This window comes from Mycobacterium sp. SVM_VP21, from assembly GCA_024758765.1.
Lineage (GTDB): Bacteria > Actinomycetota > Actinomycetes > Mycobacteriales > Mycobacteriaceae > Mycobacterium > Mycobacterium heraklionense_C.
In genome coordinates this window covers 3175238-3188952 of sequence record CP101406.1, presented here as the reverse complement: position 1 = coordinate 3188952, position 13715 = coordinate 3175238, and the positions used below count along the sequence as shown (strand labels likewise).

At 67.8% G+C, this 13715-nt stretch carries 14 protein-coding genes and 1 riboswitch; of the genes, 9 read left to right on the top strand and 5 right to left on the bottom strand.

The window, feature by feature from the left end; all coding sequences use genetic code 11:
• Positions 1-17 precede the first annotated feature (17 nt).
• Both metE and NM962_14700 read right to left on the bottom strand, forming a co-directional pair.
• Complete coding sequence (gene metE / locus NM962_14705) at positions 18-2297, bottom strand: 5-methyltetrahydropteroyltriglutamate--homocysteine S-methyltransferase (GenBank protein ID UVO11233.1); 2280 nt, start codon at positions 2295-2297, stop codon at positions 18-20.
• 135 nt (positions 2298-2432) lie between these two features.
• Positions 2433-2637: riboswitch (cobalamin riboswitch) on the bottom strand.
• A 54-nt stretch (positions 2638-2691) separates the two neighbouring features.
• Positions 2692-3342: an SDR family oxidoreductase gene (locus tag NM962_14700; GenBank protein ID UVO11232.1), complete on the bottom strand. Its 651-nt coding sequence runs from the start codon at positions 3340-3342 to the stop codon at positions 2692-2694.
• Between the two features lie 115 nt (positions 3343-3457).
• Between NM962_14700 and NM962_14695 the strand changes: the two genes are divergently transcribed.
• The 4 genes from NM962_14695 (at position 3458) to NM962_14680 (ending at position 6711) form a co-directional block, all read left to right on the top strand.
• The gene (locus tag NM962_14695) at positions 3458-4603 is read left to right on the top strand and encodes a thiolase family protein (protein UVO11231.1); all 1146 of its coding nucleotides are present in this window, start codon (positions 3458-3460) and stop codon (positions 4601-4603) included.
• On the top strand, positions 4600-5388 hold the full coding sequence (locus tag NM962_14690; protein UVO11230.1) for a crotonase/enoyl-CoA hydratase family protein: 789 nt from the start codon (positions 4600-4602) through the stop codon (positions 5386-5388). Before NM962_14695 ends, NM962_14690 begins: the two co-directional genes overlap by 4 nt.
• A gap of 5 nt (positions 5389-5393) precedes the next feature.
• The gene (locus NM962_14685; protein ID UVO11229.1) at positions 5394-5912 is read left to right on the top strand and encodes a gamma carbonic anhydrase family protein; all 519 of its coding nucleotides are present in this window, start codon (positions 5394-5396) and stop codon (positions 5910-5912) included.
• A gap of 79 nt (positions 5913-5991) precedes the next feature.
• The gene (locus tag NM962_14680; protein ID UVO11228.1) at positions 5992-6711 is read left to right on the top strand and encodes a CPBP family intramembrane metalloprotease; all 720 of its coding nucleotides are present in this window, start codon (positions 5992-5994) and stop codon (positions 6709-6711) included.
• Between the two features lie 82 nt (positions 6712-6793).
• Here NM962_14680 and NM962_14675 read toward each other — a convergent pair whose 3' ends face one another.
• On the bottom strand, positions 6794-7603 hold the full coding sequence (locus tag NM962_14675; protein UVO11227.1) for an enoyl-CoA hydratase: 810 nt from the start codon (positions 7601-7603) through the stop codon (positions 6794-6796).
• Between the two features lie 51 nt (positions 7604-7654).
• Between NM962_14675 and NM962_14670 the strand changes: the two genes are divergently transcribed.
• The 4 genes from NM962_14670 (at position 7655) to NM962_14655 (ending at position 11742) form a co-directional block, all read left to right on the top strand.
• Positions 7655-8740 (top strand): CoA transferase, encoded by a 1086-nt coding sequence (locus tag NM962_14670; protein ID UVO11226.1) that lies wholly within the window; start codon positions 7655-7657, stop codon positions 8738-8740.
• A 42-nt stretch (positions 8741-8782) separates the two neighbouring features.
• Positions 8783-9535, top strand: coding sequence for a 3-hydroxyacyl-CoA dehydrogenase (locus NM962_14665; GenBank protein ID UVO11225.1), 753 nt, complete (start codon positions 8783-8785; stop codon positions 9533-9535).
• Between the two features lie 8 nt (positions 9536-9543).
• Entirely contained in the window at positions 9544-10542 is a 999-nt protein-coding gene (locus tag NM962_14660; GenBank protein UVO11224.1) for a nitronate monooxygenase family protein, read from the top strand.
• Between the two features lie 561 nt (positions 10543-11103).
• Positions 11104-11742, top strand: a complete 639-nt coding sequence (locus NM962_14655) for a class I SAM-dependent methyltransferase (GenBank protein UVO11223.1) — start codon at positions 11104-11106, stop codon at positions 11740-11742.
• Between the two features lie 7 nt (positions 11743-11749).
• Here the strand turns inward: NM962_14655 and NM962_14650 are convergent, their stop codons facing one another.
• Positions 11750-12463 (bottom strand): NAD-dependent deacylase, encoded by a 714-nt coding sequence (locus NM962_14650; GenBank protein ID UVO11222.1) that lies wholly within the window; start codon positions 12461-12463, stop codon positions 11750-11752.
• Positions 12464-12491: 28 nt separating this feature from the next.
• Between NM962_14650 and NM962_14645 the strand changes: the two genes are divergently transcribed.
• Positions 12492-12875: a GntR family transcriptional regulator gene (locus NM962_14645; protein ID UVO11221.1), complete on the top strand. Its 384-nt coding sequence runs from the start codon at positions 12492-12494 to the stop codon at positions 12873-12875.
• Here the strand turns inward: NM962_14645 and NM962_14640 are convergent.
• On the bottom strand, positions 12872-13693 hold the full coding sequence (locus tag NM962_14640) for a class I SAM-dependent methyltransferase (GenBank protein ID UVO11220.1): 822 nt from the start codon (positions 13691-13693) through the stop codon (positions 12872-12874). The genes NM962_14645 and NM962_14640 overlap by 4 nt on opposite strands.
• Positions 13694-13715: the final 22 nt, after the last annotated feature.

The following is a 13715-nucleotide window of genomic DNA, read 5'->3' as shown; positions in this document are numbered from 1 at the left end:
CGCAACATGTCAGACGGTCACAGGCCGGTGCGGGCTTCCTTAGCCGCCGCGACCAGGTTGGCCAGCGACGCCGTTACCTCGTCGGTCTTGCGGGTCTTCAGGCCGCAGTCCGGGTTGACCCAGAGGCGCTGTGCCGGAACAGCATCCAATGCCTCACGCAGCGATGCCGCCATCTCATCGGTGCTGGGCACGCGCGGCGAGTGGATGTCGTAGACACCCGGGCCCACCCCGTTGGAGAAACCGATCGCGTTGAGGTCGTCGAGCACCTCCATGTGCGAGCGGGCCGCCTCGATCGAAGTGACGTCGGCATCCAGATCGGCGATCGCCCCGATCACCTCGCCGAACTCCGAGTAGCACAGGTGAGTGTGGATCTGCGTTGCATTCGAGACACCCGAGGTGGACATCCGGAACGACCCGACCGCCCAGTCCAGGTAGGCCGCCTTGTCGGCGTCGCGCACCGGCAACAGCTCGCGCAGGGCGGGCTCGTCGACCTGGATCACCGCGATGCCGGCGGCTTCCAGATCCACCGTCTCCTCGCGGATCGCCAGCGCCACCTGGTAGGCGGTGTCGGCCAGCGGCTGGTCGTCACGGACGAACGACCAGGCCAGGATGGTGACCGGACCGGTGAGCATGCCCTTGACCGGCTTGTCGGTCAGCGACTGGGCGTAGGTGGCCCATTCCACCGTCATCGGCTTGGGCCGGGTGACGTCGCCGAACAGCACCGGCGGGCGCACGCAGCGGCTGCCGTAAGACTGCACCCAGCCATTACTGGTGGCGAAGAAGCCGTCCAGCTGCTCGGCGAAGTACTGCACCATGTCGTTGCGCTCCGGCTCGCCGTGCACCAGCACGTCGAGGCCGAGTTCTTCCTGCAGCTTGATGACGGCGGCGACCTCGGCCTTCATCCGGTTGGTGTACTCCGCCTCGTCGATCTCTCCGGCCACCAGCGCGGCACGGGCCTTGCGGATCTCGACGGTCTGCGGGAAGGAGCCGATCGTGGTGGTCGGCAGCGGCGGCAGATGCAGTCGCTCGTCCTGAGCGGCGCGGCGCTCCTCGGCCGAACCGCGCTGGATGCCCGCCTCCTTGATCTTGGCGATCTGTGCACGCAACGCCGCATTGTTCAGTCGCGGGTCGGACTTGCGGGAGGCGACCGCGGCGTTGGACGCGGCGATCTCGTCGGCGACCGCGTCTCGGCCCTCACGCAGGGCGCGGGCCAGGGTGGCCACCTCGGTCACCTTCTCGGCACCGAACGCCAGCCAGCTGCGCAGCGCGTCATCCAGGCCGGTCTCGGGCTCCAAGGAGTAGGGCACGTGCAACGTCGAGCACGACGTAGAAACCGCCACCGCCCCGGCGGGGCCGAGCAGTGCCGCCAGCTTGGCCAGCGCGGCCTGCAGGTCGGTACGCCAGATGTTGCGGCCGTCGACCACGCCTGCGACCAGCGTCTTGGAGGCCAGCTCCGGCACCGACGCGATCTTGGTGTCCGCGCCGTAGACCAGGTCGACACCGATCGCCTCGACCGGAGTGCGGGCCAGGGCGGGCAGCCCGGCGCCCGGGTCACCGAAGTAGGTGGCCACGAAGATCGACGGCCGCTTGCTCAGCCCGCCGAGGCGGTTGTAGACCTGCTCGGCCAGGGCCGGGGCGTCCGCGGAGATGTCGGTCACCAGCACCGGCTCGTCGATCTGCACCCACTGCGCGCCGGCGTCGGCCAGCTTGCCCAGCAGCTCGGCGTAGACGTCGGTCAGCTCGTCGAGGCGCGAGATCGGTGCGGCCGCACCGTCGACGGCCTTGCTCAGCAGCAGGAAGGTGACCGGCCCGATAATCACCGGCCGGGCCACGTTTCCGCCGAAGCCCTGCTCGGTGGCCTCGGCGAGCTCGGCGAGCACCTTGGCCGGGTTCAGGCTGAACGTCGTGTCGGGGCCGATCTCGGGAACGATGTAGTGGTAGTTGGTGTCGAACCACTTCGTCATCTCCAGCGGAGCGATGTCGGCGTTGCCGCGGGCTGCGGCAAAGTAGCGGTCCAGCTCGTCGGCGACACCGGCGACCCGGGTCGGGAGGGCGCCCAGCAGTACCGCGGTGTCGAGCATCTGGTCGTAGTAGGAGAACGTGTTCACCGGTATCGAGTCGAGCCCGGCGGCGGCCAACTGAGCCCAGGTGTCGCGGCGCAGGCCGGCGCCCACCTTCTGCAGTTCGTCCTGGCCGATCCGGCCGGCCCAGTAGCTTTCGGTGGCACGCTTGAGTTCGCGGCGCGGCCCGATACGAGGTGAGCCGAGAACGGTGGCGGTAAAGGGTTGAGCGATCACGATTTGATCCTTCAATTGACGAGGGTGGGTCAACGCCAGCAGTCGCCCAGCTGATCCGGTCCCGTGCCTATATATAAAGCACTATAACCCTCAAAACCAGACGCCCATTCCGCGAGGCGTTGATCCGCCGGGCGCGGCGCGCCCAGCACAACGGGCAGGTATTCGGACTCGCAGGCGCGCACCGAGGTGCTCCTAATGGCCGTCGCTTCCCAGTCGGTGGGCGAACCCGTGACCAGTGCTTTGTGACGGCGGTCGTTCCTGCATACCGCTGCGGGACAGTCCCGGATTCTCACCGGGTTCCCTCTTGCGCTCCGCGGAAAACCACATTGCGCTCGATGCCGACACCGCCTTACGGCAGCTACGGCAAACCAGTTGCGTAATGAAGATTACCTGGTCAATCGGCTCGAAGCGCCTCCGGGATCGGGGTCGGACCGTCGTTGAATTCGATGGTGCGGCCGATGGTCGAGTTGTCGGCCAGGCAGCCCGCGATCGCTAACGCGACGTTGCCGCGGGAGACCTGCCCTTTGGCGGTGTCGGGGCCGACGGCGATCCGGCCGGTCGCCGGCTCGAGGGTGAGCCGGCTCGGGCCCAGCACCGTCCAGTCCAGGTCGGAGGCGCGCAGATGGGCGTCGGCGGCGGCCTTGGCCTGAGCGTACGGAAAGAACGGATCGTCGTCGGGAACACCGTGGTCGGGGCCCGCGCCGAAATAGGAGACCATCACGAAGCGACGCACGCCGGCCTTCGCGGCGGCGTCGATGCTGCGAATGGCGGCGTCGCGGTCGACGGCGTAGGTACGTTCCGGGTTACCGCCGCCGGCGCCGGCGGAGAACACCACCGCGTCGTGGCCGGCCACCAGCCGGGCCAGACCGTCGGTGTCGAGCTGCTCGATGTCGGCCACCACCGGGACCGCACCGGTGACCGCGACCTCCTCGGCGTGGTCGGGATTGCGGAACACCGAACTGATCTGGTCGCCGCGGTCGGCGAGGATGCGGGCGAGCAGCAGGGCAATCTTGCCGTGGCCGCCGATGATCACGATGCGTGCCATGGATTCGACGGTACGCGGGAGCCCGGAGTGACCCCCGCTGACGCCGGCCGAGCGCGCCAGTCGACAATCGAGGCAACAGACCCCGCACGGACCCACGAACTAAAGGAGAGCACCCATGGCTGAAGCCGTCATCGTCGAAGCGGTGCGCGCGCCTGTCGGCAAGCGCAACGGCGGACTGTCCGGGGTACACCCGGCCGAGCTGTCCGCCCAGGTGCTCAACGGGCTGGTCAACCGGGCCGGAGTGGACCCGGCCCTGGTCGACGACGTGATCTGGGGCTGTGTCATGCAGGCCGGAGAGCAGGCCCTGGACATCGGCCGCACGGCGGTGCTGAGCGCAGGATGGCCGGAGAGCGTGCCTGCGGTGACGGTGGACCGCCAGTGCGGATCCAGCCAGCAGTCAGTGCACTTCGCCGCCGCCGGTGTGGTCGCCGGACACTACGACGTCGTGGTCGCCGGTGGTGTCGAGTCAATGTCGCGTACCCCGATGGGTTCCTCGCTGGCCAACGGTGGCCGGCCGTACGGGGATTCCTTCAAGGCGCGCTACAGCCAGACTCCCAACCAGGGCATCGGTGCGGAGATGATGGCCACCCAGTGGGGGCTGAGCCGCACCGCGCTCGACGAGTTCGCACTGGCATCGCACGAAAAGGCCGGTGCCGCACAGGACGCGGGCGCCTTCAAGGACGAGATCGTCTCGATCACGGACGCCGAGGGCAACGTCGTGAGTGAGGACGAGGGCATCCGCCGCGGCACCACGCTGGAGAAGATGGCCCAGCTCAAGCCCGCGTTCAAGGAGGACGGCGTGATTCACGCCGGCAACTCCAGCCAGATCTCCGACGGCTCGGCGGCGCTGCTGTTCATGTCGGCGGCCAAGGCCCGCGAACTGGGGCTGACCCCGCTGGCACGGGTGCACACCGCGACGCTGGCCGGCTCTGACCCGGTGATGATGCTGTCCGGTCCGATCCCGGCAACCCAGAAGGCGCTGCAGCGCTCGGGTCTGAGTGTCGATGACATCGGGGTGTTCGAGGTCAACGAGGCGTTCGCCCCGGTGCCGATGGCCTGGCTCGCCGAAATCGGTGCCGACCCGAAGCGCCTCAACCCCAACGGCGGGGCGATCGCGCTGGGCCACCCGCTCGGTGGTTCCGGCGCCCGGATCATGACCACCATGCTCTACCACATGCGCGCCAACGGAATTCGTTACGGACTGCAGACCATGTGCGAAGGCGGCGGCCAGGCCAACGCCACCATCCTGGAGCTGCTGTGAGTGACGCGGCCGTTCTGGTAGAACGGCGCGGAAACGTCCTGCTGATCACGATCAACCGGCCCGACGCCCGCAACGCGATTAACGGCGCCGTCAGCGCCGGCATCGGCGACGCCTTGGCGCAGGCTCAAGACGACGACGAGGTGCGCGCGGTAGTGCTCACCGGAGCCGGCGACAAGTCGTTTTCTGCCGGAGCCGACCTCAAGGCGATCGCCAACCGGGAGAACATCTACCACCCGGAGCACCCGGAGTGGGGTTTCGCCGGCTTCGTGCAGCATTTCATCGACAAGCCCGTCATCGCGGCGGTCAACGGCACCGCGCTGGGCGGCGGCACCGAGATCGCGCTGGCCAGCGACCTGGTGATCGCCGAGCAGCGCGCCCAATTCGGGCTGCCCGAGGTCAAGCGCGGCCTGATCGCCGGTGCCGGCGGGGTGTTCCGCATCATCGACCAGCTGCCCCGCAAGGTTGCCCTGGAGCTGCTCTACACCGGGGAGCCCATCTCGGCGGCCGACGCGGCCCGCTGGGGACTGGTCAACCGGGTGGTCGAGGACGGCGGGGCGCTGGAGGCAGCCCTGGAACTGGCCGAACGGATCACCGGCAACGCGCCATTGTCGGTGCGGGCCAGCAAGCGGATCGCCTACGGGGTCGATGACGGAGCCATCCCCGGCGAAGTGGACGGTTGGGCTCGCACCGGCCGGGAGTTCTCCGCGCTGCTGCGGTCCGAGGACGCCAAGGAGGGACCCCGGGCGTTCGCCGAGAAGCGTGCGCCAGTGTGGAAGGCGCGTTGAGCGGCGTGCCGGAGCCGCTTCTGATCTCCATCCGCGGGCGCGCCCCGCAACTACACCCGGAGGCCTGGGTGGCACCCAACGCCAGCCTGATCGGCCAGGTCAGCCTGGCCGCTCGGGCCAGCGTCTGGTACTCGGCGACGCTGCGCGCCGAGGTCGAGCCGATCGAGATCGGCATCGACACCAACATCCAGGACGGCGTGACGGTCCACGTCGACAAGGAGTTCCCCTGTCGAGTGGGGGCGCACGTCAGCGTCGGGCACAACGCGGTGCTGCACGGTTGCACCATTGAGGACGACTGCCTGATCGGCATGGGAGCGATCGTCCTCAATGGTGCCGTCGTGGGGGAGGGCTCGCTGGTCGCGGCGGGTGCCGTCATCCCGCAGGGGATGGTGGTGCCGCCCCGGTCACTGGTGTCGGGAGTGCCGGGCCGGGTCCGACGAGACCTGAGCGAGGCTGAGGTCCGCAACAATCGGTACAACGCCGCGGCGTACCGGCGACTGATCGAAGTCCATCGAGCGAACTAACGCATTTGGGCCACCGGCCGCCGTTCGGCCGCTACGTTTTAGGGACGTTGCTCAACCCGCCGCTGAGGGGACGTCCTGCATGACCCAGATCAGTCCAACCCGCCCCGGCCTGCTGCGTGAGATCACCGCCATCATGACCAGGGTTGCCCTGCCGTATCACGAGCCACGCGCGGTGGTGCAGCGACGTCGCGCCGTCGTCGGAGTGGTCGTGGTGATCGGCGCCGCGGTGCTCGTGGCCATGCACAGCAAGCTTCCAGGCGACCCGGCGTTCTACTGGCTGTCACTGGTCTTGGCCGCAGTCTGGACGGTGGGGGCTGTGGTGGCCGGACCGCTGCACCTCGGCGTGTTGCGGTTCCGCGGGCGAAACGAGCGGCCGGTGTTCACCGGCACCGGCGTCGGCCTGGTGCTGGGTGGAGTATTCCTGCTGGGTGGGCTTGCGGTACAAGACATTCCGCCACTGGCCGATCAGGTGGTCGCAATCCTGGCCTACACCACCGAAGTCTCCTGGCGGCTGGTGGTGCTCATCGCCCTCGTCAACGCGGTCGCCGAGGAGTTGTTCTTCCGCGGCGCACTGTTCAGTGCCTTCGGCCGCCGCTCGCCGCTGGTGTTCTCCACCCTGCTCTACGTTGCGGCGATGATGGCCGCGGGCAACCTCATGGTGGGGGTGGCCGCGCTGGTGCTCGGTACCGTGTGCGCCCTCGAGCGTCGTGCGACCGGTGGAGTGCTGGCCCCGGTGCTGACCCACCTGGTGTGGGGGCTGATGATGGTGCTGGCGCTGCCCCCGATCTTCGGGATGTAGTTCGCGCTACTGGGCGCGAGCAGACAGAGAATCGCACTCGGGAACCCCCTGCAATGCGATTCTCTGTCTGCTCGCCGGGAAATCAGGAGTCGGTGAAATTGGGGGAGCGCCGCTCCTGAAACGCGCGGGCGCCCTCACGGAAGTCGTGGGCGTTCAACAGGATTGACTGCCCGACGTATTCGCGGTCCAAGGTGGCATCCAGCTCGGTCAGGGTCGCGGTGTTGATGGCGTGCTTGGTCTTGGCCAACGCCGCGGCGGGCCCGGTCAGCAAGCCGGCCAGGAGCTTGTCCACCTCGGCGTCGAACTCCTCGGCCGGGTACACCGCGCTGATCAGTCCCCAGTCCAGGGCGTCGGCAGCCGACAGCCGTTCGGCCAGCAGCGCCAGCCGCATGGCGCGGGTCCGGCCGACGGCCGCCGCAACCAACGCGGACGCGCCGCCGTCGGGCATCAACCCAATCTTGGTGAATGCCAATAGGAAAAAGGCCTTGTCCGAGGCCACGATCAGGTCGCAGGCCAGGGCCAGGGACACGCCGATACCGGCCGCCGGGCCCTGCACGACGGCCACCACCGGGCGCGGCAACGCGACGATCGCCCGGATCGCGCGATTGGCCTCGACGATGATCTCGGTCGGCACGCCATCGGCCGCGTCGTCGGCACCGATACCCGCTCCGGAGCTGAATCCGCGCCCCGCCCCGCCGAGCCGGACCGCACGCACCCGCGGGTCGCGGGCGGCGGCCTCCATCGCGTCGGCGATCCCGGCCAGCACCGACGTGGTCACCGAGTTGAGGCTGTCGGGGCGGTCGATGATCACCGAGAGCACCCCGTCGGACAGGGTGACGGCCAGGCCGTCCACCGGGGAGAGGGTGTCGATGCCGGAGGCGATTGCAGTCATGGCCCTCACCCTAGGATGCAGATCACAGAGGCATACGACGAGGAGGCAGATATGGCGGGACCACTGGCGGGGCTGCGGGTCATCGAACTGGCCGGGATCGGACCGGGTCCGCACGCAGCGATGATCCTCGGCGACCTGGGCGCTGACGTGGTCCGCGTGGAGCGGCCACCGAAATTCGGTGGCGGGGCCAGCAAGGACACCATGCTGCGCAACCGGCGCTCGGTGACCGCTGACCTGAAGTCGCCGGAAGGCCGCGAGCTGGTGCTGGCGCTGGTGGCCAAGGCCGACGTGCTGATCGAGGGTTTCCGTCCGGGGGTCACCGAGCGGCTCGGCCTCGGCCCCCAGGACTGCGCCAAGGTCAACGAGCGGCTGATCTACGGCCGGATGACCGGCTGGGGGCAGACCGGCCCCCGTGCTCAACAGGCCGGCCACGACATCAACTACATCTCGCTGAATGGGTTGTTGCACAGCGTCGGCCGCAAGGGGGAGCGCCCGGTACCGCCGCTGAACCTGACCGGTGACTTCGGCGGTGGATCGATGTTCCTGCTGGTCGGAATCCTGGCCGCGCTGTGGGAGCTGCAGCGTTCCGGCAAGGGCCAGGTGATCGACGCGGCGATGGTCGACGGGGCCAGCATGCTCTCGGCGATGATGTGGAGCTTCCGCTCGCAGGGGCTGTGGAGTGACGAGCGCGGCGTCAACATGCTCGACACCGGTGCGCCTTACTACGACACCTACGAATGTGCCGACGGGAAGTATGTGTCGGTCGGGTCGATCGAGCCGCAGTTCTACGCCGAACTGCTGGCCAAGCTGGAGCTGGACCCCGCCGAGCTGCCGGCGCAGAACGACGTCAGCGGTTGGCCGGTGCTGCGGGAGAAGCTGACCGCGGCGTTCGCCGCCCACGACCGGGACCACTGGGCCAAAGTGTTCGCCACCTCCGATGCCTGCGTGGCGCCGGTGTTGGCCTTCAACGAGGTGCAGGCCGACTCGCACATCACCGAGCGCGACACCTTCTACGACGTCGACGGCTACCTGCAGCCGATGCCGGCGCCGCGGTTCTCCCGCAGCGTTCCCGACGTCCCGACCCCGCCCGCCGTTCTGGGAGCCGACAACGAGTCCATCCTGAGCGACTGGGTATAGTCCCGACCAACCAGACGGTTGGGATTGAGAGGGGCCAAGAGGGTGCAGATCAAGGACGCGGTAGCCGTTGTCACCGGCGGTGCCTCCGGATTGGGATTGGCCACGGCCAAACGCCTGCTGGACGCGGGCGGCCAGGTCGTGGTGATCGACCTCAAGGGCGAGGACGTGGTCTCCGAGCTCGGTGACCGGGCTCGTTTCGTGGAGGCCAACGTGGCCGACCCCGAGGCGGTCGGGGCGGCCTTGGACGTCGCGGAATCTCTTGGCCCGGTGCGGATCAACGTCAACTGCGCCGGAATCGGCAACGCGATCAAGACACTGAGCAAGGACGGCGCGTTTCCGCTGGATGCCTTCACCAAGATCATCCAGGTCAACCTGATCGGCACGTTCAACGTGCTGCGGCTCTCGGCCGAGCGGATCGCCAAAACCGAGCCGATCAACGGCGAGCGCGGCGTGATCATCAACACCGCCTCGGTGGCGGCGTTCGAGGGCCAGATCGGGCAGGCCGCCTACTCGGCGTCCAAGGGCGGCGTCGTCGGTATGACGCTGCCGATCGCCCGGGATCTGTCCCGCGACCTGATCCGGGTCTGCACCATCGCGCCGGGCCTGTTCAAGACGCCGCTGCTGGGCTCGCTGCCCGAGGAGGCGCAGAAGTCGCTGGGTGCGCAGGTGCCGCACCCGTCGCGGCTGGGTGACCCCGACGAGTACGGCGCGCTGGCCGAGCACATCATCAACAACCCGATGCTCAACGGCGAGGTCATCCGCCTCGACGGTGCGATCCGGATGGCCCCGAGGTAGGAGAGACGATGGCTATTACAACGAAGTTCACCGAGACATTCGGGGTCGAGCACCCCATCGCCCAAGGCGGCATGCAGTGGGTGGGTCGCGCGGAGCTGGTGGCCGCGGTCGCCAACGCCGGGGCGCTGGGTTTCCTCACCGCGCTCACCCAGCCGACGCCGGCCGACCTGGCCAATGAGATCGCCAAGACCCGGGATCTCACCGACAAGCCGTTCGGGGTGAACCTGACCATCCTGCCGGCGATCAACCCGCCGCCCTACGACGAGTACCGCCAGGTGATCGTCGACGCCGGCATCAAGATCGTCGAGACCGCCGGATCCAACCCGGCGCCGCATCTGCCGATGTTTCACGACAACGGAATCAAGGTGCTGCACAAGTGCACCTCGGTGCGGCACGCGGTTAAGGCGCAGAGCCTGGGCGTGGACGGCATCAGCATCGACGGGTTCGAATGTGCCGGTCACCCGGGTGAGGACGACATCCCGGGCCTGGTGCTGATCCCGGCTGCCGCGGCGCAGATCGAGATCCCGATGATCGCCTCCGGCGGTTTCGCCGACGCCCGCGGCCTGGTCGCGGCGCTGGCCCTGGGTGCCGACGGCGTCAACATGGGCTCGCGGTTCATGTGCACCGTGGAGTCCTGCATCCACCAGAACGTCAAGGAAGCCATCGTCGCCGGCGACGAGCGCGGCACCGAGCTGATCTTCCGGTCGCTGCACAACACCGCTCGGGTGGCCAGCAACGCGGTATCCCGCGAGGTCGTGGAGATCCTCAAGAACGGCGGTCAGTTCCCCGACGTCCAAGAGCTGGTGGCCGGTGTGCGTGGCCGTCGCGTCTTCGACGAAGGCGACGTCGACGCCGGTATCTGGACCGTGGGCACTGCGATGGGACTCATCAACGACATCCCGACCTGCGACGAGCTGGTGTCGCGGATGGTGTCGGAGGCCGAGGAGATCATCCTGGGCCGCCTGGGCAACATGGTCGAGGACGAGGACGAGGAGAACGTCGCCTGACAGCGGTGTTTTAGGCCGTCGGCCTGACGCTTACCAGCGCCGAACGTGCGATCAGACCGGAGAATCCGCGGGTTTTCCGGTCTGGTTGCACGTTCGGCGTTTGGCGTTGAAGGACCCGGCGAGATTGCTGAGTGGCGGCCACACACGGGGCTTGGCTACAGCGGCCCCGGGGCTCAACCTGAATGCTAGAGAAATGGATCGACTCACAGATGGCGTCCTACCCGGATTGGGGCGACCGCCGTCGCGTAGTCACGCGACATTTGAAAGGCGCCGCTGTCGCGACGCCGATCAATCAGCTGGCCAGCGAATGCAGGCCGTCGAACTGCTCCGAGGTGTCGCCCTCGACGAGGAAATCGCCGTGGTACAGGGCCTCGAAGTCAACCTTGATGACGTCGGCACTTGAGTCGTCGATCCACATGACCCTGAGCTTATTGGTCACTATTAAGGAATCATTGAGTCACGTTTCGGGAAATGGTGGCAATACTACCGGCGGGTAGCGTTTGCGGGGCCGGCGCTCGGGACGTGCCTGCGATCCCGCTCCGCCAAGCTAGGGTGGCTCCCATGACCGCACCGGACACCCTGGACAACCCGCTGTTCGCTCGGATCTGGACCTTCATGTCCAGCCGCGAGACCGACTGGTTGCGGGACCGCCGCCGGGAGAACCTGGAGGGATTGTCCGGACGTGTGCTGGAGGTCGGAGCCGGCACCGGGAGCAACTTCGGCTTCTACCCGGACTCGGTGACCGAGGTGGTGGCCGCCGAACCTGAGTCACGGCTGCGGGACACCGCCGTATCCGCCGCGGCGTCGGCTCCGGTGCCGATCACCGTGGTGGCGAGCACCGTGGAAGCCCTGGGCGCCGGCGAGCCCTTCGACGCGATCGTCTGCTCGCTGGTCTTGTGTTCGGTGGACCGTCCCGAAGAGGTTTTGCGTCAGCTGTTCGCATTGCTGAAGCCCGGCGGCGAGCTGCGTTACTTCGAGCATGTCGCCAGCGCCGGGATGCGCGGCGGGCTGCAACGGCTGGCCGACGCCACGTTTTGGCCCCGACTGTTCGGCAACTGCCACACCCACCGCGAGACCGAGCAGATGATCAGCGCTGCAGGCTTCGTCGTCGGTAGATCGCGGCGAGGGCACCAATTCCCGGCCTGGGCCCCGGTGCCGGTGTCGGAATTCGCGCTGGGCTCGGCGAGCCGCCCGGCCTGAGTCGGAGTCAGGCCAGCAGGAACGGCAACCGTTGTGCCATTCCCGGCAGTGCCGCCGACGCAGTAGTTTGCAGAAAAACCGTGGCCCGCTCCGAGAGCGGCGTCGGTTCCGGATTCACCTGGATGACGGTCTTGCCCAGCTCCAGCGCCCGTTCGGGCAGACTGGCCGCTGGATAGACCACCCCGGATGTGCCGACCACGATCACCGCATCGGCGGCGTCGATAGCCTCGACCGCTGCGTTCCACGGGCCCTCGGGCAGATTTTCACCGAACCAGACCACGTCCGGGCGGATCAAGCCGCCGCATTCGCACTGCGGCGGCATGATTTCGAGTATGGGTTCTGCCAGCTCCGGTAGCTGCGTGTCGTGCGGTTGTTCGCAGTCCGAGCAGCGGAACGTAAACATCTGGCCGTGCAGATGGTGGACCGTGGAACTGCCGCCGCGCTCATGCAGATTGTCGACGTTCTGGGTGATGACCTGGACGTCGGCGTGCTGCTCCCAGTCCGCGATCGCGGTGTGGCCCAGGTTCGGCTCATAGCGGCGGGCCAGCTGGCAGCGCCACAGATACCAACCCCAGACCAGTTCCGGCTGCCGATTCCAGCCATCGATGCTGGACACCTCGTAGGGGTCGTATTGCGACCACAGTCCCTTCTCGTCATCGCGGAAGGTGGGTATCCCGCTCTCTGCTGAGATTCCTGCGCCACTGAACACCACCACCCGCACGCCACCAAGATAGCGGGATACTGGCCGAATGGACTTCGCCGACCTGCTGAAAGCCGACGTGCATTCCGACGTGCCGCTGTTCGAACAGATCAGAGTCGCACTGATCGAGGCGGTCCGGGCCGGATCACTGCCCGCGGGAACCCGGCTGCCGACGGTGCGCGAATTGGCGAGTCAGCTGGGCCTAGCGGTCAACACCGTCGCACGCGCTTACCGCGAGCTGGAGGCCGGCGGCGTCGTCGAGACGCGGGGCCGATTCGGCACCTTCGTGGCAAGCAGCGACCCGGCCGATGCGGCCATGACCCGGGCGGCAAGCGCTTTCGCGGCCGCGGCCCATGCGGTCGGTGTGAGCAAGGCCGAGGCGCTGCGCTACCTCGACGCGGCCTTCGGCAGCGCCGGAAGCGGTGCCTCCTAGCCGAATTCGAGCAGGGTCAGTGACGGACGGACCGGATCGAGGAAGCGCAGCCGATAGGCGCTCGAGAGCAGGGTGTTGAACAGCCACCCGCGCCCGGCCGGCAACGGCAGATCGCGAACGGCCCGGATGCCGGGCATGGTGTTCACCAGATCGGCAGCCTCGCTCACCGACAGGTTGAACGGCATCGGCGGCGCCTTGTAGCGCAGCGAGGTCCACACCCCGCGGCGAATCAGCATCGCCATCAACGGCGGCGGTACATCGAAGAGCAGCCGCCCGCCTGGGAAACGGCGGGCACACTCGGCGATCAGTCCCAGCGACTGCTCGGGCTGCAGGTACATCAACAGGCCCTCGGCGCTGATGAACACGCCCTTGTCCGGATCAACCTGGTCCATCCAGCTGTAGTCCAAGGCGGATTGGGCGCACACCGAAACCTGCGGCGACGCCGGCAGCAGCCGGGTACGGATATCGACGATCGGGGGGAGATCGACGGTGAGCCAGCGGAACGCGGCGTCGGTAACGCTCGCACTCACCCGCCAGAAGCTGGTCTGCAAACCCTCGGCCAGGGCCACCACGGTGCCGGCCGGATGCTGGTGCAGAAACTGCCGGGTCTGGTCGTCGAAGGCCAAGGCGCGCAGTGCGATGTCTTGACGTGTCGGCCCGAACTTCGCGAAGTCGAAGTCGATCGACTCGGCCAGGCTGATCGCCATCGGGTCGTCGATGATCCCGTCTGAACGGCGGGCCTCTCTCGCCCGAGCGTTCAAGGTCAGCAACGCGGTTTCGGAGACCCCGGTCAGGGTGACTTTCTGTGCCTGGCTCACGTCTGCGACCTTACCGGTGCGC